The organism is Bacillus sp. URHA0034, from assembly GCF_056280405.1.
In genome coordinates, this window is the sequence record NZ_JBWCDK010000002.1 from 1,074,000 (window position 1) to 1,098,595 (window position 24,596).

Consider the following 24,596-nt stretch of genomic DNA (forward strand, 5'->3'; position numbering starts at 1 on the left):
TAAAGATAGGAATGAGAAAAGGTCCCGTACGTAAAGTCGCTATAAAAAACACATCCTTTCGAAATTTATAATTTTTCAATCAATATAGTAAATGCAAAAAGTAATGGATTTGAAAGGGACAAGTTATGGAGTTAACTGGAGTTAATAAACACATTTTCTGGGGTTGCTCTTGCGTACTTGGTCGTTGAGGATTCGGGGTTTTGTTTCCATGTGTGCGTTTCGCCAGGCATCGTGCAATATGACATGGGGGGCAATTTTGTAATAGGGTAGCCCCCATATAAAATAAAAAAGCGAACCAACTATCGGCTCGCCTGCTCTTTTACACCATTTAATAAATTTGTTAGTTGATCCATCGTAAGCCAAGGTCTTTTACGATGTAACATTCGGTGACAGTTTGAACATACAAGAGCAATATCTTCAACCATTGTTTGCTTTGTTTCGTCCATTTCTGAAATAGGCTTTGTATGATGTCCCTCGATGTAGCCCTCGCCAACTTCGCCATAATGCTCCTTAAAATCGAAACCACAAGCCTGACAGAATAATTTTCCGTGTAATTGCAAAAAACGTTCCTTTGCTAGTTTGATGACTTTAGGATTTCTTTCTCGTGCCAAATGCTGTTTTAACTTAACTTTACCTTCTGGAAATCCTTCGTCATCTTCCGTACAACCGATAGCATCTAATTCATTTAATTTTTTAAACGTGTTGTCCAGATTTGTGTAGCCATATTCTAAAATCGAAGCTACCTCTTGCTCCGTTATTCCCATTCCAGACATAGTACTATTCGCAAATTTAACGTTGGTATTGCTTAAATTAATTGGATTATCAAACACTTTAAAGTCTGTTAAGATAATGCAGCCTATCTCTCCTGTATGGGAATCTGCACCAAACATTTCACTCATTCGACTATCAAAACTTTGCTTATCTTCATCACCGTTACCATTACGGTATTTATCCCACGCTTCCTCTACCGTTAAAACCTCATATCTTACATATGCAGCATAACCTAATACAGCCCTTTCTCCTCTTACACGTCTATCATTTTTTACTAGAAAGAAGAAAGGCTCTCCTTCATGTAATGAATTAAAATTATTTGTGTTTTTCCTCCAAAAATTGATTTCGTTAATGCCATCAATCTCAGATAAATATGTAAACCAATCTCTTGAGGTTATCCCTATGTAGCCTCTCATATTTGTTCCTCCATTTTCACTTAAGTTATGTATCACTGTAAAAGATTGTATCATCTATTAGTATATATACGTATTTACCTGAGTTAAAGTTTCGAGATTTCACGTACATGTTTGCGTTACACCAGGCACATCAGAAATGGCATGGTGGCAATGTCTGTGATACCTTGCTCATTCGTTTTTTATCCATTATTCATGCGTCCCCTCTTTTGGTTACAACATGTTTAACGGTGTTATATAACATCCTATTCATTTGCACTATTCCTCCAACATCTCGATACTTCTAAAAGATTTTCTGTTGGAAATTTTGATTGTGACAAAATAAAAAGACCGCCTATGTGACGATCCATGCTTTTGTAAAGCACCCGTGAGTTCAAGAGTTGTCAACTGTTTCCTTCATTTTGCTTGTCATTTCCATCATTAATATATAAAATATTATTTTTTGTAAGTGATAACTGATTTGTTTTACTTTTGGTATCAAAAAGATCCTCGGCATTAAGTTTTTCTGTTTTGGCAGCAACTTCAGATTCAGTTTGCTTCTTTAATTTATCAAGTTTTTCTTCCATCTCTTTAAGCTTTTCAGCATATGATTCAGCTTCTTTTTTATAAAATTCTGCTTCATATGTGTGCTTTTTCTTTTCTTCAGGATCGAAAGCGGCCTCAGCCTTTTCGTAGCTTTCTTCTGCCTTTTTCTCCTTTTCCCTAGCCATTCCTAGAATCCATTCCATAATAAACGTTGCAAATCTTGCAAATAAAAATTCAAGGAGCTCTTTAGCGTACTTTCCTAGTAGACTCCTAATGACAGGCCAAGCTGTTTGAACAAACCACTTAATAATTATTTCCCTCATTATGTATCTCTCCCTTATTTACCTTTCTATTAAATTATCCCTCTTTTCCTTTTATTGTCAATAAAAATAAAAACTGAATTTCACTGGAAGATTAACTGAAAAATAAATCGAGGTAGCGATTATCACCTTTACCAAAAGTAACCAGATAGTTCGCCGCTATTTTATACAATGAGTCCACGGGAATTTTGCCAGCAAGAAAATCATTAGAAGCGTTTAAATATAAGTTGAGCTCCCAATTTCCTTTAACCGGGTAAAACTACACTCACGTTAAACAATGCCCATGAGGCTTATAGAACTGAAAAAAATTTTAAAAACGAATTTGGCTATACAGACTAATCGATGTTATAGAAATGGGGCGTTCGGATCATCTGATGCCTCGAGATTTGACGTACATGTTTACGCTACACTAGGCACATTGCGATATACATACTGCATCAATTCAAGATACGGTAGCACCCCTTACGTTGATTATCAGAACAAAATAAAAAGCGAACCATCTATAGGCTCGCCTGTTTATCTTCATATTCTTTTACCAACTTATAGAACGTTGTGCGTTTCATTTCCGCTCTTCTCATCGCTTCAGTGGCAGTGATCCGTTCTGCTTTCCACTCTTTATATACCTTTTTGAAAACATCTGTTATCTCTGCTTTTGGTCTACCGAACTGTGTACCATTTTGAATTGCAGCATCGATACCTTCTCTTTGACGCTTTCTGATCCGCTCTCTTTCCTCCTCTGCTAGCCACGAAAGAATCTGCAACACCAGATCAGATATAAACGTCCCAAGGCTATCCTGGTATTTCGATGTATCCAATAAGGGCATATCTAAAACAACAATATCGGCTTTAATATTCTTTGTAATATCAGTCCATTCGTTTAAAATTTCCTCCTTATTACGGCCAAAACGATCTAACGAGTGAATATATAGAACGTCTCCCGCACGTAAATGGTGCTTTAGTGATTGATACTGTTCACGTTTGAAATCTTTTCCACTTTGCTTATCGACAAATATGTCCCTATCGATAATACCGACTTCTTTCATTGACTGCAGCTGACGTGCCTCGTTCTGATCCCTACTACTTACACGAATGTATCCAAATTTCCTATTCTCCATTTTACGTTCACCCCTCGATACCTGTATATATTTTCCTTTAGTATATCGAATGTGTTCGTAAATGTATATAGTATAAACGAATATTCGTAAATTCACTTTTAGACTTTTACGAACAAGGGTAAAAACGGAAGAATGCGAGTTTGACAGCTGTTTCAAAAGTGTTCGTATTTGTATACTTTTTCGGAGATTAAATATTTTTTTTGGTACACATAATGTGTCTAGAATAATAGTCTTTCAAAATGAGAAACATGAAAATGTTCAATTTTAAGGAGGAGATCAAATGTTAGTACTTCCACAACGTATCACAATTAAATGGTATCGTACAAAACGAAAATATTTTGAATCCTTGGGCTATGTATTTACTGCATATGGGGAAGAGTTTGAAATTAGTGCAGAGCACCTTCCTCACGGGTCAGACGTTGAAGTAAAGGTAAAATGTGATTATTGCCCAAAAGTTAAACCCAGACCGTTTAAAGTCTATTACAAAGCAATGCAGGGTATGATTAAAAAAAATGCTTGTGAAGATTGCAAAATCAAAAAAGGCCAGGAACATAACATGAAAGTATATGGAACGTTGTCTACATTATCGCTTCAAGACGTTCAAGAAAAAATTAATAAAACAAACATAGAAAAATACGGGACCAAATATCCTCTTTTAAGCGAGGATATTAAGAAGAAATCCCTGGAAACTATGTTAATTAAGTATGGGGTTCCACATCCAGTCCAGAACCCAGAGATCTTTGAAAAAATGAAACAAACGAATTTAGAACGGCATGGTGTTGAGTTCCCTTATCAAAATGAGGAAATACTTCAGAAACTGAAAGATGGATTCCAAGAAAAGCTTGGGGTAGACTTTCCATTGCAGCATCCAGGAACAAGGGAAAAGATTGCTCAAAACAACATTGAAAAGTATGGCGTTGAGAATCCCTTAATGCTGGAAGAGATCCAAGAAAAAAGAAAGCAAGCATTTCGTGAGAAACATGGCGTAGATACGCCCTTCCAAGTGGAGGAATTTCGTCAAAAAGCCTTGCATACCATGGAGGAACGTCACGGTGTCCAATATTCCGGTCAATCGGAAACACTTATGGAAAAGGTAAGACAAACTAACATTGAAAAATATGGGGTGGAATATTGGATGCAAACAGAAGAGTTTAGAGAAATGTCTAAACAAACGAATAACGAAAGATATGGGACCGATAATCCAATGCAGAACGATGTTGTAAAACAAAAGGTAATAGAGTCGATGTTGAAAAACGGAAGTATTCCTACTAGCAGTCAACAGTTATATATCAATCAATTAATAGGAGGCGAGTTAAACCATCCCGTAAGTGGGTATCCGTTAGATATTGCCTTTATCAATGAAAAGATTTATGTGGAATACAACGGAGGTGGACATGATTACGGAGTTAAAGTCGGGGCATTAACAAGAGAAGCATTTGTAGCGAAGACTATTAAACGTTATAAAACCTTGAAAGCAGCTGGTTGGAAGTTGATCGAGATTAATAGTAAAAATGATTTACTTCCGTCTGACGAAACCATTGTTTCCTTAATTTTCCAAGCAAAAGAATACTTACAACAAGGACTTAATTGGATTGCTATAGAATTAGATGAAAGTATAATTCGTGGTAAGGAATTTGAAAATAAATTAGATTTAGGTGTATTAAGAAGAATATAAATTCCGAATAACCACTCATGTCATACTGTCAAGTGTTTTTACTTTACAATAAACAATATAATACCTTCCAATCGCTGGAATATCAACGTTTTTGAACAGTTGATCGTTAGACCCCCGAGGTTTCCAGGAACGCCATTTTCGGTCAAGCTACATCAAGTGGATTATGATCTAAACCGTGTTATATACCTAATAATCATACTCCAAACGTTAATGATCCATCTTTTACGGTAACATAGGTATTGAAGCATGTAACGAAATTCCGTTTGGTCGTGTTTACGTATGATCGTTTAATCTTGAGAACGTAATAAACTTCGCTGACGCTCAGTTGAAACCTGCTTAGCAGTCTTCTAATAAACATAACGTTTATAATTTTAATGTTACTGAAGCTGATAGGCTTTGGTTACATTACTGAGCCGTCAGGAGAAGGTTATTACGTCTATACTTTCTCTTAAGACCAACACGTCTTGAACCCTTGATACGACTTGGTTTTCGAGCGAATTTAGCACGGTCCACTTGCTAAACAGCTAATAAGTAGACATTGGGTTACACGTTACTATACTTAAATGTGAATCGTATTCTTCCACTCCCAAAGATATAATGTAATCAGCAGCTAAGTCGACATTAGAAAATTCATCGGTTCTCAGACTATGATTGTCGACTCCTATCTCCCAGACACCGTCAGAATACGTAAATAGAATCTCATCTTCTTGCTCGTTTTTGTCGATTATTAGATAGTAAACACTTTCGTTACGAGATTCTAACAATCTTTTACGCCATTTGTAATGTGCTAAATCTATTACCATAAAACTACCTTCCCTCAACGGCTAATTCCAATAACTACTCTTTTTATACATTATTTAATGTAATCTGCATACGAGAAAATAGCCCGAGCTGTACGCCCAGGCCATTAAAAACATATTTGTCGAATAAAGTTCACAATTCGTTATTTAACCATTTCTTCAGTAATTCACGCATTCTACGACTTGGCACATAGATATGGACGGGTTTACCCTCTCTTACGGCAGATCGGAATATCCACTGTAATAAATCGGATAAAGCTAATAAGTCTTCATCGACTTTAACATTGTGCTGTTCAAAAAAATGTTCCTCAATTGGATGGATAAACCGATTTAAACAAAATGCCAATACGTCCTTATGTCTATATTTGTTGGTAGCACGCAAATTAAACGGAATAAAACAGGCTTGTCCAACGTCCACCTTAGAGGTATTTTCAGGCTCTTCTTTCCTAAAACCATTCCCTTCTATTTTTTTCTTATAATCTTTGAAAGTTGTCCAAAGTATCTTATCAGCAGGAGCCTTATGGATATTCCTTAAAAAATTGTATAAATTGTTTTTTAAGCACTTCACTAGTACTTTGTTCTCGCTATTTATAAACCAACTTTTTGACAATGTGTTATCAATGTGACCAATTTCATTTAAATTCCCTTCATATATATGAATGAGGTTCTTTAAGTAGGATCTGTCTTCAGGAACATCGGAGGATGGCCACAGCTCGTATCTATTATCTTGTTTAACAACCAGATAATAATCGTATTGAACATTGTGTAAGTCGTAATAATACTTTTGCAATTGCCCGTCGAACATATATGTCATTATATAAACCCTATCAAACAGATTAAAAATCTTGACCGGAAAGTTCCAAACAAATGCAATATTGTTTACTAGGTACAAGTTTCCTGCAATAGCATAATCTCGAACAGTGCTAAACGTTGTGTCAAACTTTGGGTGTTCTTTCCAAATAACTCTGTCGCTTTCATCAACCTCAATCGCTCCACCGTTCAGCATCATTTGTATATCGCCCTTTCGAACAGGTATCTGAGAAATAACCGACATGACTTCATCCATAATTAATGTGTAATTAGACCAACTTAGTAATTCAATTAATTCGTGGTCTGCCATAGCAAATAAGGCGTGTGTCGTTACTATGTCCTCACCATTCTCTATTAGCCTTTTTAACGACTCTAATTTGGTACCTGATCCGTGCTTAGCGTCAGGTTCTTTAAAATCTCTACCAGTGACTTCTTGCTTTATGCGTTGGACTTCGTCAAGGAACGGTGTTACAAAGATAAACTTTTGATTAATTTCCGCCTCCCTCATAAGTTGAATGGCATAACTAGTTTTGCCTGTGCCCATCATACTATCAATCACCTTAATCATATACAAATCTCCTCTCGCTAATTGTAGAAATATAATAGACGGCTCTCAAAGAGAAACCGTCAGTTTGACTCGTAATCTATAAAATTTCTCTGTCAATAATTAAATATAAAGGTGGATATTTCTTTGCTTCCTTTTCTGCAATTCGTTTAGCTCTATCCGAATACATTTGAATTGTTTCAATATCCTTTGATTTACAAAGGTGTTTACTTATCGTTTTAGGAGTTACCCCTAAATACCCAGCTATTTCTACTTCGTTCCAACCGATGTCCTGGAAACATTTTGCTTCTAAAATTTTTTCATACGATAATTTCCTCAAATGCGTCCCATCCTCGACCATATCCAACTGATTATCTTTAATTGATCCTGTTTTTAAGTGGTTAGGATTGCAACAAGCCCGGTTACCGCAGATCTTATGTCGGATGATCAAACCATCGGGAATGGAACCGTAAGTAAATTTGTATGCTATACGATGGGCCTTCTCTTTTTTTCTGTCAAACCAAAACCGTCCATATCCATAACGATCTTTCGTACCCAACCATTCCCAACATTCATGAGGATTTTCCATATTATTTACCTTCGCCAAAAATCGTTCTTCAACAGTGGGCTTCCACTTCTCTATTCCCTTTAAGGCTTTTATGACTTGATACTTGGACACTCCGTATTCCTCTGCTAATTGTTTGTAAGAACATTTCTCGTTGGCATACCGATTCCTTGCCTGATGAATTTGCTCCATCGTTAGACCTTTTTCACTCATGTTATCTACTCCCTAAATTTATTTTCGGATAAAAGTGACGGTTCCTGATAACCTACCGCACTATCATAGAACCGCTAAATTAATTAGTTATTTACCATTCGATATCTTCTTGTCGACAATATTCCATTAATTTTTCTATACCTTCCCATGTAATGCACTCTTCACCATCATCAACTATAAGGTGTTCCTGGGTTAATCCTGCTTCCTCACATATTTCTTTAAAATTGACTTCAGTTACTTTTCGGATTTGGTTTTCCATTATTTTCTGCCTCCTGGTTTGTTATTTAGTAGTTCTTTACCACTTGATATTTTGTTTTCGACAATATTCCATTAATTTTTCTATACCTTCCCATGTAATGCACTCTTCACCATCATCAACTATAAGGTGTTCCTGGGTTAATCCTGCTTCCTCACATATTTCTTTAAAATTGACTTCAGTTACTTTTCGGATTTGGTTTTCCATTATTTTCTGCCTCCTGGTTTGTTATTTAGTAGTTCTTTACCACTTGATATTTTGTTTTCGACAATATTCCATTAATTTTTCTATACCTTCCCATGTAATGCACTCTTCACCATCATCAACTATAAGGTGTTCCTGGGTTAATCCTGCTTCCTCACATATTTCTTTAAAATTGACTTCAGTTACTTTTCGGATTTGGTTTTCCATTATTTTCTGCCTCCTGGTTTGTTATTTAGTAGTTCTTTACCACTTGATATTTTGTTTTCGACAATATTCCGTTAATTTTTCTATACCTTCCCATGTAATGCACTCTTCACCACCATCAACTATAAAGTGTTCCTGGGTTAATCCTGCTTCCTCACATATTTCTTTAAAATTGACTTCAGTTACTTTTCGGATTTGGTTTTCCATTATTTTCTGCCTCCTAAATGTTTTTGGTAGATTAATAGATTCCTAAAAAATACATTTACTTTGATTCCGCTATAATCGATTGTAAATATTGAATATCGATCAACACGGCATCCGTTATTCCTACCGCTCGTTTAAACTTCTTGGCGAATTCGGGTGTAACTCTGTTAGTACCGCTCTCTACCTCAGATACCGAACCAGGACTTACCCCCATCCGCTTAGTTAATTCAAATTGTGTTAAGTTCATATAAGCTCTAACGATTCTGACTGTTGCAGATGTTACCATTTGTTGTATTCACCTCCTTGGTTGCTTTCATAGTGATAGTCTGGTCTATGTCTCTGTTTGTGTGAAAAAAGATGCAAAAAAAATACGGAAATTTTAAATTAAAAAGTAAAACCGATTAACTCGACATTAAAATACCTCCTTAACTGTCCTCACTTATACAGTCCGGTCGATATCAAAAAAAATAACGCATAAAATAAAAAAAATTTTAATGATTTGAAATCGAATTAATTAACACCTCTTTTCTGCCTTTCACACATATAGTCTTTCTATATATCATTTAGTCTCGTAAAAAATAAAAATATTTTTGACCGCCTTCACATATACAGTCCGGCCCAATTCGTCTTTCGTAACGTTAAAATATAAATTTTTTTAACTTTTGGGTGACAAATTCACAATACATACGTAATTATTCGAAGGTAACAGACAACTTCAGCCGAATTAATGAACATATAAGGATGAGGTGATACAATATGAGTGGTAAAATTATTCAAAGAGGAAAAATTACAGTAATGACGTTTAAGAGAACAGATGGGAGATTCGAGGCGATTATTTCCGATCACAAACAGAAGAGAACAGTAAAAAGACAAGGTGATACCGAAAAATCTGCGTTACTGAAAGCGATCGCAGCAATTAAAAATTAGCGGTATACAAAAACGAAAAGCCCCGGTAATATACCGAGGCCTTTTTTGCTTCTTGAATTGATTTATAATCCGCTATTATTTAAACACATTTTGCTTTAAAAGTTCATATTCTTCTTGTGTAAGTTTCACATATTTTTTTCTCCTTATATGTACAAACGTCTCTTTCACTCGTTGAGACTTCATAAGATAAGTTCCCCAAAGAAGAAGAGAGAGGACTCCTCCTATGGTTTTCTCAAAATAGACGGTATTTTCAGAGAAAACTGATAATAATTCCAACGTCCATAGGATTATGAGTTCCGGAATGTTTAAATAAATATAGGCTTTTGGAAACTCCTTGTGTTTGGTAAATAATAAATAAGCTAAGTAGAGATTCATAAGAAGAAGGATGACCATACTTGTAAAAGAATAGATGAGTTGCACATAGATAATGTTTGCTTCGTCCTTTGAATAACTGGATAAGTCGTTCACATCAAAAGTAATAAAGGATTCAAAGTAACTAAATATAAAAGTTAATTCAATTAAGATGCTGACAATAATCCAAAATGCAAAGAGATACAGCCAACCTCCAATAGGTTTTCCCTTTTCCATCATTCCACCTCTCTCTTTGTAAAAAAGATTAACAAACTATTTAAAGAATCAATTCTTCATTTTATATAAAAAATCCTTCTCACACTAAACTACTTCATTAGATTAATAAGGAAAAAGAAAAACGCCAACCCGAGTAAGGCTGACGCTAACTTATGTCCAATTAACAAACGACTTTCACTCCGACAACGCTATCGAATCCCACACGCTCGAAATCTCCAGTCTTTAGTTCAATACGCAGCTCATGTGTAATAGGATCAACGTAGTGAATGTGGCCAGTTATATCTGAAGTAAATCCGTCATGCCATACCGTGAGTTTTACAGCATAGTCGTATTCTGCAGCATAAGATATGCGCAGGTCGAACTCTTCCGTTTGATTTTCGTCTAATATTGGCTTTGGCTGCAGTTCCTGATCCTTAAACATATCACGCTGCATCTCGAATGCTAACGGTAAGAACGACGCAGGCTGCCATTTTAATTTACCACGGTCTCGGATCGTCATAACGGTCATCTCCTTCACACTTATTATACACGAACAAACATTCCCTTCGGTAAAAATTTATTTCATTCTATATTTATTTTGTGATAAATAAAAAAAAAGGACCTATTTGGTCCGTCTGTAAATAAAATAAAACTTAGTCATTTCCATAATCCGCTTCATAATCTGGATGATCTTCGACCTCTTTCATAAATTCAGTTTCCATATTAGCAAGTTCAATCTCCTTGAACTCATTTAGCTTTAGATCGCAATAAGAGCATCTAAACTTAGTAACTTCATAAATCTCAATAAAATAATTAAGCCAGGGATTATCTGGATCCGATCCTTTGTATTCTCTGTCAATTGGTTCTCCCTCAACCACTCCATCGTTCCCACAGGAAGGACAATCCACAATATCTTCCCATTCATCCAGATCATATATTATTTCTCTTATTTCTTGTCTTGGTTCTCGGTTGTAAGAATCTCTGCATCTACTTATCCTAGCTTCAATTAGTCCTTTTAAATAATGGGTTTGGTCATCAATTAATATCGTTGCTCTCTCGGCCTCATCTTCACCTAAGAAGTCAATTAATGTTTTGCCGTGAAATTCAAGTAAAATTTGGCAAACCTCCCAAAAGCGAGGCAACCATGTTTCTAAGTCAACACCCGTAAAAGGGAGTAATGCGGAATGTAATTCAGAGTTTCTTCTGTTTGCTAATGTCATGCAAAAGTCTTTCATTTGTGTATTAAACCTTGGTACATTTATTGTATTACTTAACCTCTCAAACACCGTTTTAGCGGTGATTGTTTTAAATTCATCTGATCTTAAATCTTTAGAATCAATATGTCCACATGCAACGAGGAAACCTTTAGGTTTATTAGGATCAACTACTAAGGATGGATGTACAAATGCAAGTGTCGCCTTAGCTAAAAGCTCGAGCGAAATACTAGACCATAATTGAAATTCATCAAAATCCCCTTCATCTCTTCTCTTTACTGCTTTATCCATAAAAACCTTAGATTTATTAAACAACTCTTGATAACCTATTGCCATACATTTGCCCTCCTAAGATATATTTAAACGGTATAAAAGCCTATCATCATCTTTTGATTCTGCTGTACCTCTTCCATGTAACATTCTCCAATTATCTATTATTAAAAGGTCTCCAGCTGCCCAATTAATTTCAATGGTTTGTTGCTGTGCTAATATTTGTATATATTCATTTAAGACTATGGAACTCTCTCTAGTAGCCGGTATCATACAATTTTGATCAAAACGAAGCCTATACCCACTTTCATCACTTTTTTCTAACATGTTACTTAAAAAACTATATCTTCCATTTTTTATTTTAAAAATTGCAGATTCTAATTTAGATTTACTAATTGAACTATTAATAGGTTCAAACCCATCTACAAGTAAGGTTGGCCTTTTTCCAGACCCAGGATTTTTTGCATATAAAATAATATATCTAACCGGAACCTTTCTATAGGCGGTGTCAGTATGTAAGGGGAAACTTTTAGTACCATATATAGAACTTAAGGAATTCTTCTTAGCTTGTTTTTCTTCAATTGGACATAGTTCATCTATTAACTCACCATTGATTCGTGAAGGTACAGGTTGGCCAAGAAGATCCCCTATCCTAAGAATTTCTGGCTTCGAGACTAAATTTATTCTTTTTTTTACCCAACCTTCAATTTTTAGTATTTCAATTTCTAATGAAGATAACATTTTCACACCTCCTACATAATTCATTAATTTGGTTTGTACAAAATTCTACCATTTATCCTTATACTTCTTCAATGAAAGTGGTTAACTTACCAATATATGAAATAAATTATTCATATTCATATTTTTTCGTATTCTTGCCATAAATAAAAACGCCACCGTTAGGGTGACGTAACTGTTTCACTATAGGTATTTCCGTAGGTTCTCCGCTACTTCTTCTTTATCCAAGTGTAAGTACTGTGTTGTCACTGCGAGATTACTATGACCAAGCGCTTTTGATATTTCAGCAATGTTTGCGCCCTTGTTCAATAAAGACTTAGCAAATCCACGTCTGAGCGCATGCGGATTAATATTACGTAACCCAAATTCTTTAGAATACTTATTTAATCGCTTCTGAATGTTATTATGCGTAGGACTATTGGAAATGACCCCGCCTTGTTTCGTGATAAACACGTATTTATTTTGGACACCGTATACTTGCCTTATCGCATCATTCTGGCGTACTAGCACGCTTAGTAAACGGTGCAGAGTATCATCAAATGGTAGTAGTAGCTGATCGTGATTTTTCATGAAAGCCCCGTCAAGTCTTAGTTATTACTCGTTGAAGTTAATATGCCTATTTTCTAGGTGAACGATTGTATTTACATGAATAACTGAAGCGACTCTTAACTTTTTTAATAATGCTTTAGTTCGATTTCATCGCAATCTAAAGCAACAACAATACTTTCCTTTACCCTCCCTTTATTAATTTCTATTGTATATTCATAATTACAAACTCTCCCAAAAACCCTTTCTTCTCCTTCTGGATCAAAAAATATATTCATTACCGCCTTTTGTTTGCACAATTCATATATTAGTGATAGGTCATCAAATTCTTTTTCAAAAAAAATACGATTGTCGTCCTTCTCTATAAACTTTACTAGCACCGTTAACACCTCCATTTTTGGTACTATTATCCCCTGATTTTATAACACATAAAATAGCCCCAGTCAGTTTAATAATAAATGCCACCGATTTAAGGTAACGTAATAGTTAACCTGAATTTGATGGAAGTTTTTGGGTGGTGAATATACACCACGCTGATTATGTACGTCCATGATTTCCATTTTGAACGTACAGACCCTACCCTACCTGTTCAGGAGAGAATTGCCGAGTATCCGTTACAAACTAAACGAATTGACCCATTAAGAAAATAAATAGCGCAACAGTATGACCAATATATACGTATTGCCATTTACTTCTTAAAAAGAAAATTGTTGACAATTCGTTGATTACTAGGGAAAATAGTGTATGTAGGTTATTAAATAAAAAGCCGTAGGACAAACGGTTACACTGTCGGTCATAAATATCGCTTCAATCCCGTCATGACAATACGTTGACATATCGATGACATATCGTATAGTTTCCTAAACTGTAGGTCGGAGGTTCGAATCCTCTTCGGGACGTACAAAAAAACCTTGTTAAATCAACCTTCGGCTGGTTTTAACAAGGTTTTTTTTTGCCATAATTTGAATATGGTATCAGCGCTTTTTAGACTTGCGGAATTTTGCTCATATCCATATACAACGCATTCCACCGATGTCCGTCCGGATCCGCAAAACCGCAGCCATACATCCAGCCACCTTTTTCGCCTGGCTTACCGAAGACAGTGCCGCCGGCCCGTTCGGCTTTCATGGCAAGCTCATCAACCTCTTCCCTAGAGTTCGCCCCTAAAGAGAATAACACCTCTGTGCCCTGCCACGAATCCCCCTCCGCCTTTCCAAGAAAACCGCGGAACGTTGATTCCGGGAAAAGCATCAAAACAACCTGATTATCTCCAACGATAAAACTCACCGAACCATCTTGACTTACGTACTGCTCATTCAATCGAAAACCAATCTCAGTATAAAACGCCTTTGCCCGTTCTGGTTCTCGGACTGGAAGGTTCAACCATACTTCTCTCGACATATCTAACCCCCCCTGTTATAGAAAACAGCGTTCACTCACTCTTATATAATTCAATGCTTATCCTATTCTTCCCTTCTTGATTGGAAATAAAATCCTTGTGCGAATTACCCTCATCCCCTTCCATCTAAATTTAATATAGGGCCGTTTCACATTTCTGTTTTATACATACTTTGTAAATAACCAACGCACCAGTCCTATTCACTAATCTCTAAATACATATGCTTTTAAAAAGAGGACCAAAGTGGAAAAAACAAAGAAATGAAAAGGGGTTACATTCATGATCAACGTTTTATTTGTATGCCTGGGGAATATCTGCCGTTCACCAATGGCTGAAGCTTTGTTCCGCGCTTTAGTCAAAAAAGAAAAGTTGTCAAAAAAAATTGCCGTTGATTCCGCTGCAACCAGTTCATGGCAAATCGGCTTCCCTCCGCACAAAGGAACACTTGCGATTCTCAAGAAATACCATATCTCTTCTAATGGGCTTGTTGGACGCCAATTAAAGAAAGAGGACTTTTTGAGATTCGACTATATTATCGGGATGGACAATAGCAACATAAAAAATATTTATAAGATCACCGGCAAACCTAATCATCCCAAAATCTTCAGGCTGCTCGACCTGACCAGATACAAAAAAGATATCCCCGATCCATTTTTCACAGGAGACTTTGAACAAACCTATCGTCTTATTTCAGCCGGCTGCCGAGCATTACTCCATAAAATACGCAACGAACAAAACTTATAACAATGGGGGAATCTATCTTAACGAATGCTCAAAATTTGAACTGCTTTTTGTTATGAACCTCCCAGTTTGAAAAACAAAGAAAGCAATGCCCTAAAGCATTGCCCTCGTTTAGAATACATTCTTCAAATGTCCTAAATAATCATAACGGGCGGTCCCAAAAACGTCCCTGTGCCATTCCCTCTATAAATGGAGTAATATCCGCTTGAGCTTGGGATAAATTATATACACCTGGTGCATCTAAATGTACACGACTTCGTTCGAGCGCTTTGTTATCTGAAAGTGCCACTGCCAATGGTTTAAAGTGTTTAAAGGTCGTTTCAATAAATTCCAGTGCACACGGCTCGACTTCAGAACTGCTACTAATTAATATCGCTGCATCAAAAAGACTCGAATCTGCCGTATCAAACGTATCGGTTACTTTTAGTACAGGACTAATCGTATACACTTTCTTTGCTACAATACTATAATTTATATTATATTGGGCCAGCGTTCGAACCCAATCCGTTAATTTCTCATCATCGGGCTCACCATTTAACAAGATGGCTGCACATTTAGTAGACGGTTGGCTTACGGTTTTTGCCATACTTAGAGCCGGAGACTTTTTATCCGATTTTACTTCAAGATTTTCCTCAGGCAGCTCCGCGCCAATATTGTCAGCGACTTCTTCGGCTACTTGCCGGTCGATATGATTTAAAAGTGCCACTGCGTTATTTTTAACCATATCCGATTTACATTTCCCTAGCTCGAAACTCAGGGCATCTTTTAAGTGCTGTTGTTCAAATGGAGCAAGACTGTTGTAGAATAACTTCGCTTGAGAGTAGAAATCTAGAAAACTTTCACTTCGGCCCCTAATTTTACGCCCCTCGATTTTTTCCTGATAGGATTCATAGCCTCCCAGTTCAACTGGCGCCGGTTCAGGCTGATTGGCATTTAAACCGTTGCGGTGGTAGCTTGTTTGCCCTTGATGAATCGTCATTTGGTGCATGCCATCGCGTTGATTGTTATGAAATGGGCAGACAGGTTGATTGATCGGAATCTGATGGAAGTTTGGACCTCCCAGGCGGGTAAGCTGTGTATCTGTATAGGAAAATAAACGGCCTTGTAAAAGTGGATCGTTTGAAAAATCAATGCCCGGGACTACATGACCGGGGTGAAAAGCGACTTGTTCTGTTTCTGCAAAGAAGTTGTGGACATTACGGTTCAAGGTCATTTTACCAACGATTTTTACGGGTACATCCTCTTCCGGCCATAATTTGGTTGGATCTAAAATGTCAAAATCAAAATTGAATTCATCTTTTTCAGGGATGATTTGCAGACCTAGCTCCCATTCCGGGAAATCCCCTTTTTCAATTGATTCATATAAGTCTTGACGGTGGAAGTCTGGATTTTTACCTGCAATCCGCTGTGCTTCATCCCAGACGAGGGAATGAATGCCTAGGACAGGCTTCCAATGGAATTTTACAAAATGGGCTTCCCCATCCGCATTGATCAGTCGGAAAGTATGTACACCAAAACCCTCCATCATTCGTAAGCTGCGCGGAATGGCACGGTCACTCATCGCCCACATCACCATATGGGCTGATTCGTGATTTTGGCCAATAAAATCCCAAAAGGTATCGTGCGCGCTCGCACCTTGTGGAATTTCCGTATTCGGTTCAGGTTTAAGAGCATGTACAAAGTCAGGGAACTTAATCGCATCTTGAATAAAGAAAACAGGGATATTATTACCGACTAAATCAAAGTTGCCTTCATCCGTATAAAATTTGGTGGCAAATCCGCGGACGTCACGTACGGTATCGGCAGATCCTCTTGAGCCTTGGACCGTTGAGAAGCGGACAAAAACCGGAGTCGTTTTAGCTGTGTCTGTGAGAAAGTCAGCCTTGGTATATTCAACCAAAGATTCATAGAGTTGAAAGATTCCATGGGCCCCAACGCCACGGGCATGAACAACCCGTTCAGGGATCCGTTCATGGTCAAAATGGGTCATCTTTTCTCGAAAATGGAAGTCCTCCATCAATGTTGGCCCTCTTAATCCAGCCTTTAAAGAAAACTCGTCCTCCGCCACCTTTAGACCTTGGTTAGTGGTCAATGGTGCCTTTTTTTCATTATCAATTGAAAATTTCTCTAATTGAACGGCCTTCTTATTTTCCATCGTGATCCTCCTCACAAAAATATGTACTAAAAAATGCTAGGACAGGTAAATGAATACCCCCTCATTCGGTACCCATTTTGCAGGAAAGTGAAACGTGTCGTGATCATTGGATATAACAAAGCATTCGGGAAAACGAACAACAAGAACTGCCATATTCTATTTTTTACCGAAAAAATATGACAAAAGTAGCATTTTTTTATATTTTTTTTACTAGAAGAGCAGTATCATAGAATTGAAATAATTATTTGCCAGGAAGGATGAAAAAATGAAACTGTTTAAAATAGTAGCTGCGCTTGTCTTGGTGGGTTTGTTAACGCTGTCGTATGGAAAAACGCCTATTCATGCATCAGCAAACACAATCTTAGGACCTGAATTAACCAATTATATCCATTCAAGAGGTAACACTGTTTCCGTTGGTGTTTACGATGCAAACACGGGTAAAACTTATACATACAACCCTACTAAAACCTACTATACTGAAAGTGTTGTAAAAATGTCGATGTTGGCAAATGTGCTTTACAAAAAAACACCGATTACAAGTTATGAAAATTCCCTGCTGACTAAAATGATAGAAAATAGTAATAACATTGCCGCAAGTACGATTTGGCGCCAGCTTGGCAGTGAACAAAAGGTACAGCCCTTTTTCCGAAAAGTGGGTATGGTTCATACAACTGCCAGTACGGGCGGCTGGTGGGGACGCACCACAACAACCGTTTCGGATCAACTTACCATGATGAAATATTTTGCTTTTCGAAATGCATTATTAACTGATTCACAACGAGCGTATGGACTTAATCTTATGCGGCACGTCCAGTTGGATCAACGCTGGGGCACGGGTTATGGAATTCCCTCAGGGGTCAGTATTGCCTTAAAAAATGGCTGGGTCACTTCCAATCCGCCAAGTAAACTCTATGTCAATAGTGTTGGATACATAAATGGACAAGGTAAAAACTATGTGATTGCCGTGCTCACCACCAATAATAAATCCTTCTCCTATGGGAAAGATACCATCAATAAGATTTCAAGCTTAGTATGGAATGAAGTTCCAGCAGTCTATCCGCCGCTTGGATATATCGATGCACCAGCTAATAATTCTACTATTATCGGAAAAAGTATCGTAAAAGGCTGGTTCCTAGATAAAAACGTGGTTTCCAAGGTTGAAATATTAGTAGATGGGGTCTTGGCCGGTAAAGCGATTTATGGAGATACGAGATCAGATGTCCAAAAAGCCTATCCTCAATACAACAATGGGAAAGCTGGGTTTCATTATTCTCTTGACACTACCAAGTATAGGAACGGAAAGCATACTGTGACGATTCGCGAAACAAGCACGAACGGACGTGTCACGACATTGACTGGAAAGACAGTAACATTCAAACACTGATAAATTTTGGGACAAGACCAGCTTGTCGGTAAAACAAATAAGACTGTAATCATTTTTGATTGCGGTCTTTGTTTTACCAGCTATTATTGTTCACAAGCCCAGTTATCTTTATCGCGGTCATGCCTTGGCTCATAAGCAGGATGCGTCGATGGCACGCCATTCGGATACACTTGCCGCATTTCCGTACAATTTTTAAACGACTCCGTACCGGTATTCGTCTTGCCGCTTCCGCTCGGAGAACCACTAGATGTATTCCTGCCTGTCGATGCACCAGAACCATTGCTGCTTGAGCTTGAATCTAAATCCCCCTTTGTTGTCCCTTGGCTTCCGAATGCCCAAAGACCTTTATTTGCCTCCCTTGCCTCTCGGGCAAACTTCACAAAATAGTCACTATATTTGACATCAGGTGGATAAGTGGACGGCTCGGCATAACCGTTTAATACTAAATCAGCATTAAACATTTTCGAGCGAATTTCCTTTTCATCCCTATCATTCATCGGTACACTGAACCAGATAATTCTTAACAATCGCCCATAGCGGTCTGTTTCGGAAACATCCTTTTGCATCCAGATCTGTTTCCCATTTAGCTTTGACACTGTATAATTACTGGCCTCTTTGCCGTATTGCTCATGTTTAGTTGTCGATTCCGGTGTATTGACGCCGACTAAACGGACCTTTCGTCCATCGGAGGTCACAAAGGTATCCCCGTCCACCACTCTGCCGACGGTAATCAACTCTAACCCGAGACTCTTTGCTAATTCTTCCTGCGATTGTTCTGCTGCTTTTTTTTCCTGTGCAGCTTTTGCCTTTTCTTCTGCTATTCTTTTTTCCTCAGCTTTTCGCTTCTCTTCGGCAAGTCTTGCTTCGTCCGCCTGTGCCTTTTTTTCCGCTGCGGCTTTTTCGTTTGCTTTCTTGGCGACCGCTTCTGTTTTTGGGTGTTCCGTTACTTGTTTCTGCTCCGCGGGTTCCGAGAACACGATTGCTAGTATAAAGGATGAGATGATCCCTGCGGCAATCAGCCAGCTGCCCTTAGCAAAACGAATTTTTCGTTTTTTGTATTGCCTGTGTACAACCAATCCGATTAGAAAAATAACTAAACCGATCAAAGAAATTGGCGTCGTTATACCTATAACGAGCATAAACAACAAGGCTAGTATAATAAGAATGACTTTGATGAATTTCACTTCTTTTTCTCCCCTTTTGCTCACTTCTTCTTATTATGTCTAGTTATTATTTTTTACGAACAGATTTTTACAATTCTAGTTCACCATTCTCCATCGAAATAAGGCACATGGATGTTCATGTGCCTTTGTTGTTCCTCTATTAAGAATTCATTTTGACTGCTTCTTTTGCAGTCTGTTTGGACAGAAGCGGGCGGGCGTTTTCCCATTGCACCTTAACGGGTAAGTTGAAATACTCCGTTAGCGTATCACTGGCAATCATCGCTTTGGTTTCTCCAGCTGCAAAAACTTGTCCTTTTTTCAAAAGGAAGGTTTTATTGAAAGCAGGCAGGATCTCCTCCACATGGTGGGTAACATAAATGATGGTCGGTGCATCCGGTTTTTTGGTGATCCTTTCAACCGATTCCAATAATTGTTCACGGGCAATAAAATCTAAGCCATTTGTCGGTTCATCAAGAATCAGCAACGATGGATTGGCCATTAATGCCCGCGCAATAAGGACGCGTTGTTTTTCCCCCTGTGATAGCGTCGTATAATCGCGATTGGCATACTCCATGCAGCCTAGTTCCTCAAGGAGTGTAATTGCATTTTGCCTTATTTCGTCGGTTGGTGTCTCATATAGACCAATAGAGGCAAAGGCGCCGCTTAAGACGACTTCAAATGCATTATCATCCGGGTGAAATTTTTCTTGAAGCGATGATGAAACAAATCCAATCTGTTTACGAAGTTTTTCTCCCAAATAGGTTTTTCCAAACTCCAAATCAAGTACCGTGATTTTCCCCTTCGTCGGGAAATTATAGGCATTGAGTAAATTTAAAATGGCTGTTTTTCCGGAACCATTTAAACCAAATAACACCCAATGCTCTCCTTTGTTAATTTGCCAGTTAATATCTTGCAGGATCCATTTCCCGTCCCGCCTTAAGGAGACGTTTTCTAGTTGAACAACCAATTCCATCACACCTTTCATTCTATTATAATATCAAAATTTTCAGAATCAAAGAAGCAGGAACCTCTGCTGTCTAACAGGTTCCTGCTTCTCACCTTTATACTTCACATGTAACTTCTCTGTTTAACACGTATTTTCATCTTCAAGTTTCTACTAAAATGTTACTAATACACTTACGATTCACAATGTTTTATAGAGTTTGAACTAAAAATTAGTTAAAAACTAACGAATGTGCCTATTCTTCAGCCAGAGCCCGGTATTTTCCACTAAAATAAATAAGCGGCTCTAATTCTTCAATATGGATGTCCGTTACCCTGCCGATAAACAAGGTATGGTCCCCCTCGACATGTGCCGCAGAAACTTCACAGGCAATCTGTGCCACGGCACCAGCTAATACCGGAACCTCTCCTAGCCGCTCAAATTTCACCTCTTGTTGATTTTTTTGCTGTCCCGCAAAAATCATCGATAGGTCTTGCTGCGAACTGCTGAGGATATTAACTGAAAATTTTCCGCTTTGCTTCATTTTTTCTAACATTTGTGCCCTTTCAGAAATAGAGACTACGACTAGTTTCGGGCTGAGTGATACTGACATAAAGGCATTCGCCGTCATGCCATGAACGCTGCCCTCGACTTCTACAGCTACAACGGTTACCCCTGTGGCAAACTTGCCCATCGCATTGCGAAAATGACGATCATCCATCCTGTTTCCCCCTCATCCACCTAAATTGGTTATCAAAATTCCAGCACAAGCTGAAAATAACAATATATTTAACCCTAAACCAATTAATGCCCCCTGCCCTAACCGTTTCTTTCCCTTTGAGAAGGATACGATTGGGAAGACGATAAGAGCAATTCCAGCGAACAGCATATACGGAAGAATTAGGGAGGAAGATGCTACTAATAATAGTAAACCGAGAACGTATATTCCTAACGCAATCCCTATCCCCAGCCACAGTTGATTTAATGAACCATCGTTTTGATTCTTGCTCAATGAATCATCCCCTATTCACAATTAGAAAAAGAGTTAATCTGCCTGAATGTAAGTTTTCCCCTCAAGTTCGGCCTGAATTTTCTTTAATTCCTGCTCTTTGTCATCGCGGTAAAATAAATTATAGGTATCGAACGGAATAATTCTTCCATCTGGGTGTACGATATGGACACAGGATTTCTTGACGGAACGAACATCGAAGTTGTATGCGTCTAAAAATTGCATGATAATCACCCGAAATACATTATCATAACCAATTTGACCCGGCATCGACACCCTCGGCAGACAGCACAAAAGATCCTGTAAGGATAATGCCGAAGAATCTGGTGAATGATTTAGGGAAAATAGTTTAAAAATCATATCCTTTATATGATCATCTTGTTCAAATACGATCGTATTCCGTTCACCTTCTAAGAGGATGTTAGGATCAATTAGACCAGTTAAGGGCGTAACCGTATTATTTTGTTTTAACGCATAACCCATTGCTAAACAATCAGGGTGACATGGGACAGGAATGATATCCTTTGGACCAAACACTTCCGACTGATCGATAATCATCTGTCTCACTTCACTTAAAGTTAATCGGTTCGTCGCTGGGTCGTATTCCTCCAATCTCCCTGCCGCTTGGATCGGCTGAAAAGTTACCCCTCTCACACATTTTTGTTTCAGACCATATTGAATGATTTTTCCAACCTCGTGATCATTCAATCCCTTCTTTAGCGTCACCACAAGCGTAGTAGAGATATTATACTCATTTAAATTCTCGATTGCCTGCTTTCGTATGTCTCTTAGGTCCACTCCCCTTAGCTCCTCGAGTGCTTCTTTTTCAAAGCTATCTAATTGAAGATAGATTTCAAAGCCGGGAGAATAGGCAGCCAGTCGTTTCACAAACTCTTTATCGGTCGCAATGCGAAGACCATTTGTATTAACCATTATATGACGGATCGGCCTTGATTTTGCCAAATCAAGAATATCAAAAAACTGTGGATGGATCGTGGGCTCCCCGCCGCTGATTTGGACAATATCGGCATGCCGTTCATTTTTTATAATATTATCAAGCATAAATTCAACTTTATCTAAGCTGCGGAAACTGCCTTTTTGCGGGGAGGATTCGGCATAGCAGATGGGGCATTTCAAATTACAGCGTTCCGTTATTTCTAATAGAGTTAAACAGCTATGCTGCTCATGATCCGGACATAGGCCGCAATCATATGGACAGCCATACTTAATCGGGGTATTCCAGCGATAAGGCATTTCAGATGGTTTAATAAACTCACGGCACCATTTATAATAGGCGACATCGGTGGATATCAGTACTTTCTCTCGCCCATGCTGAAAGCAATGTTTCACCAAATAGACTTTTTCATTTTCGATGATGACTTTCGCTTCTACTTTTCTTAAACAGGTGGAACAAATACTATTTGTCAGTTCATAAAATAAATAGGGGCGATTAGGCATGAATCTCTCTCCTTTTTTCCGTTTGTATTTTTAAGACAAGTGATATGTAATAGATGATTCCTAGTAAACTAGCAAGCTGAATGTTGTTAAGAATCCAGTACGGATGCGGGGTTGGTTTGATAAAATCAATCAAAAAACGGAAAGTTAAATAACCAAGCATAAATAATTGAAACAACAATCCTTCCCAGCCCAGCTGTTTTCTTTTTAGAAAGGTTAGAATGATAATCAGTAAAAGTAAGAAAATGATTTCATATAATTGGGTGGGATGCCGTTTTACACCATCGCCAAAATCAATTCCAGTTATCCAAGTAGTCGGAGTCCCATATGTATGATCATCTAACCCGGTTAAAAAGCAGCCGATTCGTCCAATCATCATGCCTGCTGTTAATGGCAGCACAAAGTCATCTCCGGTTGATCGCGTCCAGCCAATGCACTTTTTGGCGATTTCGACACCAATCAGCCCACCTAATAAGCCGCCCACAATCGTCTTCCCTTCGACTAAATAAATAATATTATTCCAGTTTTCAACTGTTTTCACGGGGCTTTCAAACCAATATAGTACCTTTGAACCTATTGCAGCACCTAAGGTTGCACCAACAACCACCCATATGGCTTTATCTAATGGGATCCTGTCTTTATTTCTTGTATATAAATAAACCCTGAATCCAATAAAATAGGCCAGTGATTCAAATAAGAGGTGTGGATGGATGCCAAATATATAGACAGGGAAATGCACGTCTAAAGTCTCCTTCCAATATTTAGATTTTATTCTATATTATCAGAAAATTCAGTTGGATAGTTTATTTTTCCCATTTTCTTTTAAATCTCCGATACATCCGATACCCCTTACGAATGCTGTCTACGACTGAAAAAGGAATTGGCGGATGGTATTTATATAGAAAAGGCCGATAAATTTTGTGATACGCTTTTTTCAAATCGTCCCACTTGCGGCAATAGCCTTGTTTATAAAAATCAGATACATCCACAATATAGCCTCTTCCTTCAAACATTACGACATTCTTGCCATGGACATCAAAAGGATTTAAGCCGACTGACCGGGCATAATCTAAACCATCATCAATATCCTCAATGACGAGCTTAGGAATTTGGATTCCTTTTATCAGTGCATTAAATAACGTAATTCCTTCCAGCTTTTTTAAGACTAAATAATTGTCTCCGTAAGCATAGAGTCTTGAAAAGGTTTCATGGTTTCCTAGTTTTTGATAAACTCCAATTTCTTTGACAAGCTCCGCATGACTCCGGCCATACACTTTTACTACTACTTCCGGGTAAGACTCATGGAAGAAAACCCCTGCATAATTGCCACAGCCAATTGTCCTCCAGGAATGGGAGCGATTATCCACTGCGATTGGATCAAATGGATTTAACACAGATAAGTTTATATTTGGCAATAATTCTGTATTGATCAGGTTAACATACTCTTTAATGTTCATTTACACACC

The 24,596-nt window shown here is 37.9% G+C and carries 29 protein-coding genes and 1 pseudogene; 4 read left to right on the plus strand and 26 right to left on the minus strand.

Features of this window, described 5'->3' with window-relative positions:
- Positions 1 to 299: 299 nt before the first annotated feature.
- The 3 genes from ACZ9EE_RS07230 to ACZ9EE_RS07240 all read right to left on the minus strand — a co-directional run bounded on the left by ACZ9EE_RS07230 (position 300) and on the right by ACZ9EE_RS07240 (position 3,144).
- Positions 300 to 1,187 (minus strand): HNH endonuclease, encoded by an 888-nt coding sequence (locus tag ACZ9EE_RS07230; protein ID WP_476025967.1) that lies wholly within the window; start codon positions 1,185 to 1,187, stop codon positions 300 to 302.
- A 380-nt stretch (positions 1,188 to 1,567) separates the two neighbouring features.
- The gene (locus tag ACZ9EE_RS07235; protein ID WP_476025968.1) at positions 1,568 to 2,032 is read right to left on the minus strand and encodes a hypothetical protein; all 465 of its coding nucleotides are present in this window, start codon (positions 2,030 to 2,032) and stop codon (positions 1,568 to 1,570) included.
- Between the two features lie 497 nt (positions 2,033 to 2,529).
- A complete protein-coding gene (locus ACZ9EE_RS07240; RefSeq protein WP_476025969.1) occupies positions 2,530 to 3,144 on the minus strand; it encodes a recombinase family protein in 615 nt (204 codons plus the stop codon).
- Positions 3,145 to 3,424: 280 nt separating this feature from the next.
- On the opposite strand from ACZ9EE_RS07240, the gene ACZ9EE_RS07245 reads away from it, so the two are divergent.
- Positions 3,425 to 4,819, plus strand: a complete 1,395-nt coding sequence (locus ACZ9EE_RS07245) for a DUF7487 domain-containing protein (protein WP_476025970.1) — start codon at positions 3,425 to 3,427, stop codon at positions 4,817 to 4,819.
- A gap of 524 nt (positions 4,820 to 5,343) precedes the next feature.
- Here ACZ9EE_RS07245 and ACZ9EE_RS07250 read toward each other — a convergent pair.
- The 8 genes from ACZ9EE_RS07250 to ACZ9EE_RS07285 all read right to left on the minus strand — a co-directional run bounded on the left by ACZ9EE_RS07250 (position 5,344) and on the right by ACZ9EE_RS07285 (position 8,905).
- Positions 5,344 to 5,583, minus strand: a complete 240-nt coding sequence (locus ACZ9EE_RS07250) for a hypothetical protein (protein WP_476025971.1) — start codon at positions 5,581 to 5,583, stop codon at positions 5,344 to 5,346.
- 169 nt (positions 5,584 to 5,752) lie between these two features.
- Positions 5,753 to 6,997, minus strand: coding sequence for a DEAD/DEAH box helicase family protein (locus ACZ9EE_RS07255; RefSeq protein WP_476025972.1), 1,245 nt, complete (start codon positions 6,995 to 6,997; stop codon positions 5,753 to 5,755).
- Positions 6,998 to 7,073: 76 nt separating this feature from the next.
- On the minus strand, positions 7,074 to 7,751 hold the full coding sequence (locus tag ACZ9EE_RS07260; RefSeq protein ID WP_476025973.1) for an HNH endonuclease signature motif containing protein: 678 nt from the start codon (positions 7,749 to 7,751) through the stop codon (positions 7,074 to 7,076).
- A gap of 91 nt (positions 7,752 to 7,842) precedes the next feature.
- Entirely contained in the window at positions 7,843 to 8,010 is a 168-nt protein-coding gene (locus ACZ9EE_RS07265) for a hypothetical protein (protein ID WP_476025974.1), read from the minus strand.
- A 36-nt stretch (positions 8,011 to 8,046) separates the two neighbouring features.
- The gene (locus ACZ9EE_RS07270) at positions 8,047 to 8,214 is read right to left on the minus strand and encodes a hypothetical protein (protein ID WP_476025975.1); all 168 of its coding nucleotides are present in this window, start codon (positions 8,212 to 8,214) and stop codon (positions 8,047 to 8,049) included.
- Positions 8,215 to 8,250: 36 nt separating this feature from the next.
- Complete coding sequence (locus ACZ9EE_RS07275; protein ID WP_476025975.1) at positions 8,251 to 8,418, minus strand: hypothetical protein; 168 nt, start codon at positions 8,416 to 8,418, stop codon at positions 8,251 to 8,253.
- Positions 8,419 to 8,454: 36 nt separating this feature from the next.
- The gene (locus ACZ9EE_RS07280; protein ID WP_476025976.1) at positions 8,455 to 8,622 is read right to left on the minus strand and encodes a hypothetical protein; all 168 of its coding nucleotides are present in this window, start codon (positions 8,620 to 8,622) and stop codon (positions 8,455 to 8,457) included.
- 55 nt (positions 8,623 to 8,677) lie between these two features.
- Complete coding sequence (locus tag ACZ9EE_RS07285; protein WP_476025977.1) at positions 8,678 to 8,905, minus strand: helix-turn-helix transcriptional regulator; 228 nt, start codon at positions 8,903 to 8,905, stop codon at positions 8,678 to 8,680.
- Between the two features lie 470 nt (positions 8,906 to 9,375).
- Here ACZ9EE_RS07285 and ACZ9EE_RS07290 point away from each other — a divergent pair, with 470 nt between their 5' ends.
- The gene (locus ACZ9EE_RS07290; RefSeq protein WP_476025978.1) at positions 9,376 to 9,546 is read left to right on the plus strand and encodes a hypothetical protein; all 171 of its coding nucleotides are present in this window, start codon (positions 9,376 to 9,378) and stop codon (positions 9,544 to 9,546) included.
- Between the two features lie 75 nt (positions 9,547 to 9,621).
- Here ACZ9EE_RS07290 and ACZ9EE_RS07295 read toward each other — a convergent pair whose 3' ends face one another.
- The 7 genes and pseudogenes from ACZ9EE_RS07295 to ACZ9EE_RS07325 form a co-directional block, all read right to left on the minus strand.
- On the minus strand, positions 9,622 to 10,137 hold the full coding sequence (locus ACZ9EE_RS07295; RefSeq protein ID WP_476025979.1) for a DUF2569 domain-containing protein: 516 nt from the start codon (positions 10,135 to 10,137) through the stop codon (positions 9,622 to 9,624).
- A 157-nt stretch (positions 10,138 to 10,294) separates the two neighbouring features.
- Complete coding sequence (locus ACZ9EE_RS07300) at positions 10,295 to 10,633, minus strand: YolD-like family protein (protein WP_476025980.1); 339 nt, start codon at positions 10,631 to 10,633, stop codon at positions 10,295 to 10,297.
- Between the two features lie 133 nt (positions 10,634 to 10,766).
- Positions 10,767 to 11,663: a hypothetical protein gene (locus ACZ9EE_RS07305; RefSeq protein WP_476025981.1), complete on the minus strand. Its 897-nt coding sequence runs from the start codon at positions 11,661 to 11,663 to the stop codon at positions 10,767 to 10,769.
- Between the two features lie 12 nt (positions 11,664 to 11,675).
- Positions 11,676 to 12,338 (minus strand): TauD/TfdA family dioxygenase, encoded by a 663-nt coding sequence (locus ACZ9EE_RS07310; RefSeq protein ID WP_476025982.1) that lies wholly within the window; start codon positions 12,336 to 12,338, stop codon positions 11,676 to 11,678.
- 180 nt (positions 12,339 to 12,518) lie between these two features.
- Positions 12,519 to 12,926 (minus strand): annotated as a pseudogene (locus tag ACZ9EE_RS07315) (site-specific integrase); the annotation flags it as partial.
- Between the two features lie 83 nt (positions 12,927 to 13,009).
- The gene (locus ACZ9EE_RS07320) at positions 13,010 to 13,261 is read right to left on the minus strand and encodes a hypothetical protein (protein ID WP_476025983.1); all 252 of its coding nucleotides are present in this window, start codon (positions 13,259 to 13,261) and stop codon (positions 13,010 to 13,012) included.
- Positions 13,262 to 13,865: 604 nt separating this feature from the next.
- Positions 13,866 to 14,282: a VOC family protein gene (locus ACZ9EE_RS07325; RefSeq protein ID WP_476025984.1), complete on the minus strand. Its 417-nt coding sequence runs from the start codon at positions 14,280 to 14,282 to the stop codon at positions 13,866 to 13,868.
- Positions 14,283 to 14,559: 277 nt separating this feature from the next.
- Here ACZ9EE_RS07325 and ACZ9EE_RS07330 point away from each other — a divergent pair, with 277 nt between their 5' ends.
- The gene (locus tag ACZ9EE_RS07330; RefSeq protein ID WP_476025985.1) at positions 14,560 to 15,024 is read left to right on the plus strand and encodes a low molecular weight protein-tyrosine-phosphatase; all 465 of its coding nucleotides are present in this window, start codon (positions 14,560 to 14,562) and stop codon (positions 15,022 to 15,024) included.
- Between the two features lie 139 nt (positions 15,025 to 15,163).
- On the opposite strand, the gene ACZ9EE_RS07335 is transcribed toward ACZ9EE_RS07330, so the two are convergent.
- A complete protein-coding gene (locus ACZ9EE_RS07335; RefSeq protein WP_476025986.1) occupies positions 15,164 to 17,176 on the minus strand; it encodes a catalase in 2,013 nt (670 codons plus the stop codon).
- Between the two features lie 265 nt (positions 17,177 to 17,441).
- Between ACZ9EE_RS07335 and ACZ9EE_RS07340 the strand changes: the two genes are divergently transcribed.
- On the plus strand, positions 17,442 to 18,560 hold the full coding sequence (locus ACZ9EE_RS07340; RefSeq protein WP_476025987.1) for a serine hydrolase: 1,119 nt from the start codon (positions 17,442 to 17,444) through the stop codon (positions 18,558 to 18,560).
- Positions 18,561 to 18,643: 83 nt separating this feature from the next.
- Here the strand turns inward: ACZ9EE_RS07340 and ACZ9EE_RS07345 are convergent, their stop codons facing one another.
- The 7 genes from ACZ9EE_RS07345 to ACZ9EE_RS07375 all read right to left on the minus strand — a co-directional run bounded on the left by ACZ9EE_RS07345 (position 18,644) and on the right by ACZ9EE_RS07375 (position 24,587).
- Entirely contained in the window at positions 18,644 to 19,744 is a 1,101-nt protein-coding gene (locus ACZ9EE_RS07345; RefSeq protein WP_476025988.1) for a thermonuclease family protein, read from the minus strand.
- Between the two features lie 139 nt (positions 19,745 to 19,883).
- Positions 19,884 to 20,690 (minus strand): ABC transporter ATP-binding protein, encoded by an 807-nt coding sequence (locus tag ACZ9EE_RS07350; RefSeq protein WP_476032888.1) that lies wholly within the window; start codon positions 20,688 to 20,690, stop codon positions 19,884 to 19,886.
- 232 nt (positions 20,691 to 20,922) lie between these two features.
- The gene (locus tag ACZ9EE_RS07355) at positions 20,923 to 21,387 is read right to left on the minus strand and encodes a flavin reductase family protein (RefSeq protein WP_476025989.1); all 465 of its coding nucleotides are present in this window, start codon (positions 21,385 to 21,387) and stop codon (positions 20,923 to 20,925) included.
- A gap of 12 nt (positions 21,388 to 21,399) precedes the next feature.
- Positions 21,400 to 21,678, minus strand: coding sequence for a hypothetical protein (locus ACZ9EE_RS07360; RefSeq protein WP_476025990.1), 279 nt, complete (start codon positions 21,676 to 21,678; stop codon positions 21,400 to 21,402).
- Between the two features lie 33 nt (positions 21,679 to 21,711).
- Positions 21,712 to 23,133 (minus strand): radical SAM protein, encoded by a 1,422-nt coding sequence (locus tag ACZ9EE_RS07365; RefSeq protein ID WP_476025991.1) that lies wholly within the window; start codon positions 23,131 to 23,133, stop codon positions 21,712 to 21,714.
- The gene (locus ACZ9EE_RS07370; protein WP_476025992.1) at positions 23,126 to 23,869 is read right to left on the minus strand and encodes a prolipoprotein diacylglyceryl transferase; all 744 of its coding nucleotides are present in this window, start codon (positions 23,867 to 23,869) and stop codon (positions 23,126 to 23,128) included. The genes ACZ9EE_RS07365 and ACZ9EE_RS07370 overlap by 8 nt, the downstream gene beginning before the upstream one ends.
- 64 nt (positions 23,870 to 23,933) lie before the next feature.
- On the minus strand, positions 23,934 to 24,587 hold the full coding sequence (locus ACZ9EE_RS07375; protein WP_476025993.1) for a serine/threonine protein kinase: 654 nt from the start codon (positions 24,585 to 24,587) through the stop codon (positions 23,934 to 23,936).
- Positions 24,588 to 24,596 lie beyond the last annotated feature (9 nt).

What these genes read in the sequence shown, in the direction of transcription:
- ACZ9EE_RS07230 (WP_476025967.1), bottom strand. Translation starts at nt 1,187, where the DNA reads ATGAGAGGCTACATAGGGATAACCTCAAGAGATTGGTTTACATATTTA.
- ACZ9EE_RS07235 (WP_476025968.1), bottom strand. Translation starts at nt 2,032, where the DNA reads ATGAGGGAAATAATTATTAAGTGGTTTGTTCAAACAGCTTGGCCTGTC.
- ACZ9EE_RS07240 (WP_476025969.1), bottom strand. Translation starts at nt 3,144, where the DNA reads ATGGAGAATAGGAAATTTGGATACATTCGTGTAAGTAGTAGGGATCAG.
- ACZ9EE_RS07245 (WP_476025970.1), top strand. Translation starts at nt 3,425, where the DNA reads ATGTTAGTACTTCCACAACGTATCACAATTAAATGGTATCGTACAAAA.
- ACZ9EE_RS07255 (WP_476025972.1), bottom strand. Translation starts at nt 6,997, where the DNA reads ATGATTAAGGTGATTGATAGTATGATGGGCACAGGCAAAACTAGTTAT.
- ACZ9EE_RS07260 (WP_476025973.1), bottom strand. Translation starts at nt 7,751, where the DNA reads ATGAGTGAAAAAGGTCTAACGATGGAGCAAATTCATCAGGCAAGGAAT.
- ACZ9EE_RS07265 (WP_476025974.1), bottom strand. Translation starts at nt 8,010, where the DNA reads ATGGAAAACCAAATCCGAAAAGTAACTGAAGTCAATTTTAAAGAAATA.
- ACZ9EE_RS07270 (WP_476025975.1), bottom strand. Translation starts at nt 8,214, where the DNA reads ATGGAAAACCAAATCCGAAAAGTAACTGAAGTCAATTTTAAAGAAATA.
- ACZ9EE_RS07275 (WP_476025975.1), bottom strand. Translation starts at nt 8,418, where the DNA reads ATGGAAAACCAAATCCGAAAAGTAACTGAAGTCAATTTTAAAGAAATA.
- ACZ9EE_RS07280 (WP_476025976.1), bottom strand. Translation starts at nt 8,622, where the DNA reads ATGGAAAACCAAATCCGAAAAGTAACTGAAGTCAATTTTAAAGAAATA.
- ACZ9EE_RS07285 (WP_476025977.1), bottom strand. Translation starts at nt 8,905, where the DNA reads ATGGTAACATCTGCAACAGTCAGAATCGTTAGAGCTTATATGAACTTA.
- ACZ9EE_RS07290 (WP_476025978.1), top strand. Translation starts at nt 9,376, where the DNA reads ATGAGTGGTAAAATTATTCAAAGAGGAAAAATTACAGTAATGACGTTT.
- ACZ9EE_RS07295 (WP_476025979.1), bottom strand. Translation starts at nt 10,137, where the DNA reads ATGATGGAAAAGGGAAAACCTATTGGAGGTTGGCTGTATCTCTTTGCA.
- ACZ9EE_RS07300 (WP_476025980.1), bottom strand. Translation starts at nt 10,633, where the DNA reads ATGACGATCCGAGACCGTGGTAAATTAAAATGGCAGCCTGCGTCGTTC.
- ACZ9EE_RS07305 (WP_476025981.1), bottom strand. Translation starts at nt 11,663, where the DNA reads ATGGCAATAGGTTATCAAGAGTTGTTTAATAAATCTAAGGTTTTTATG.
- ACZ9EE_RS07310 (WP_476025982.1), bottom strand. Translation starts at nt 12,338, where the DNA reads ATGTTATCTTCATTAGAAATTGAAATACTAAAAATTGAAGGTTGGGTA.
- ACZ9EE_RS07325 (WP_476025984.1), bottom strand. Translation starts at nt 14,282, where the DNA reads ATGTCGAGAGAAGTATGGTTGAACCTTCCAGTCCGAGAACCAGAACGG.
- ACZ9EE_RS07330 (WP_476025985.1), top strand. Translation starts at nt 14,560, where the DNA reads ATGATCAACGTTTTATTTGTATGCCTGGGGAATATCTGCCGTTCACCA.
- ACZ9EE_RS07335 (WP_476025986.1), bottom strand. Translation starts at nt 17,176, where the DNA reads ATGGAAAATAAGAAGGCCGTTCAATTAGAGAAATTTTCAATTGATAAT.
- ACZ9EE_RS07340 (WP_476025987.1), top strand. Translation starts at nt 17,442, where the DNA reads ATGAAACTGTTTAAAATAGTAGCTGCGCTTGTCTTGGTGGGTTTGTTA.
- ACZ9EE_RS07355 (WP_476025989.1), bottom strand. Translation starts at nt 21,387, where the DNA reads ATGGATGATCGTCATTTTCGCAATGCGATGGGCAAGTTTGCCACAGGG.
- ACZ9EE_RS07365 (WP_476025991.1), bottom strand. Translation starts at nt 23,133, where the DNA reads ATGCCTAATCGCCCCTATTTATTTTATGAACTGACAAATAGTATTTGT.
- ACZ9EE_RS07375 (WP_476025993.1), bottom strand. Translation starts at nt 24,587, where the DNA reads ATGAACATTAAAGAGTATGTTAACCTGATCAATACAGAATTATTGCCA.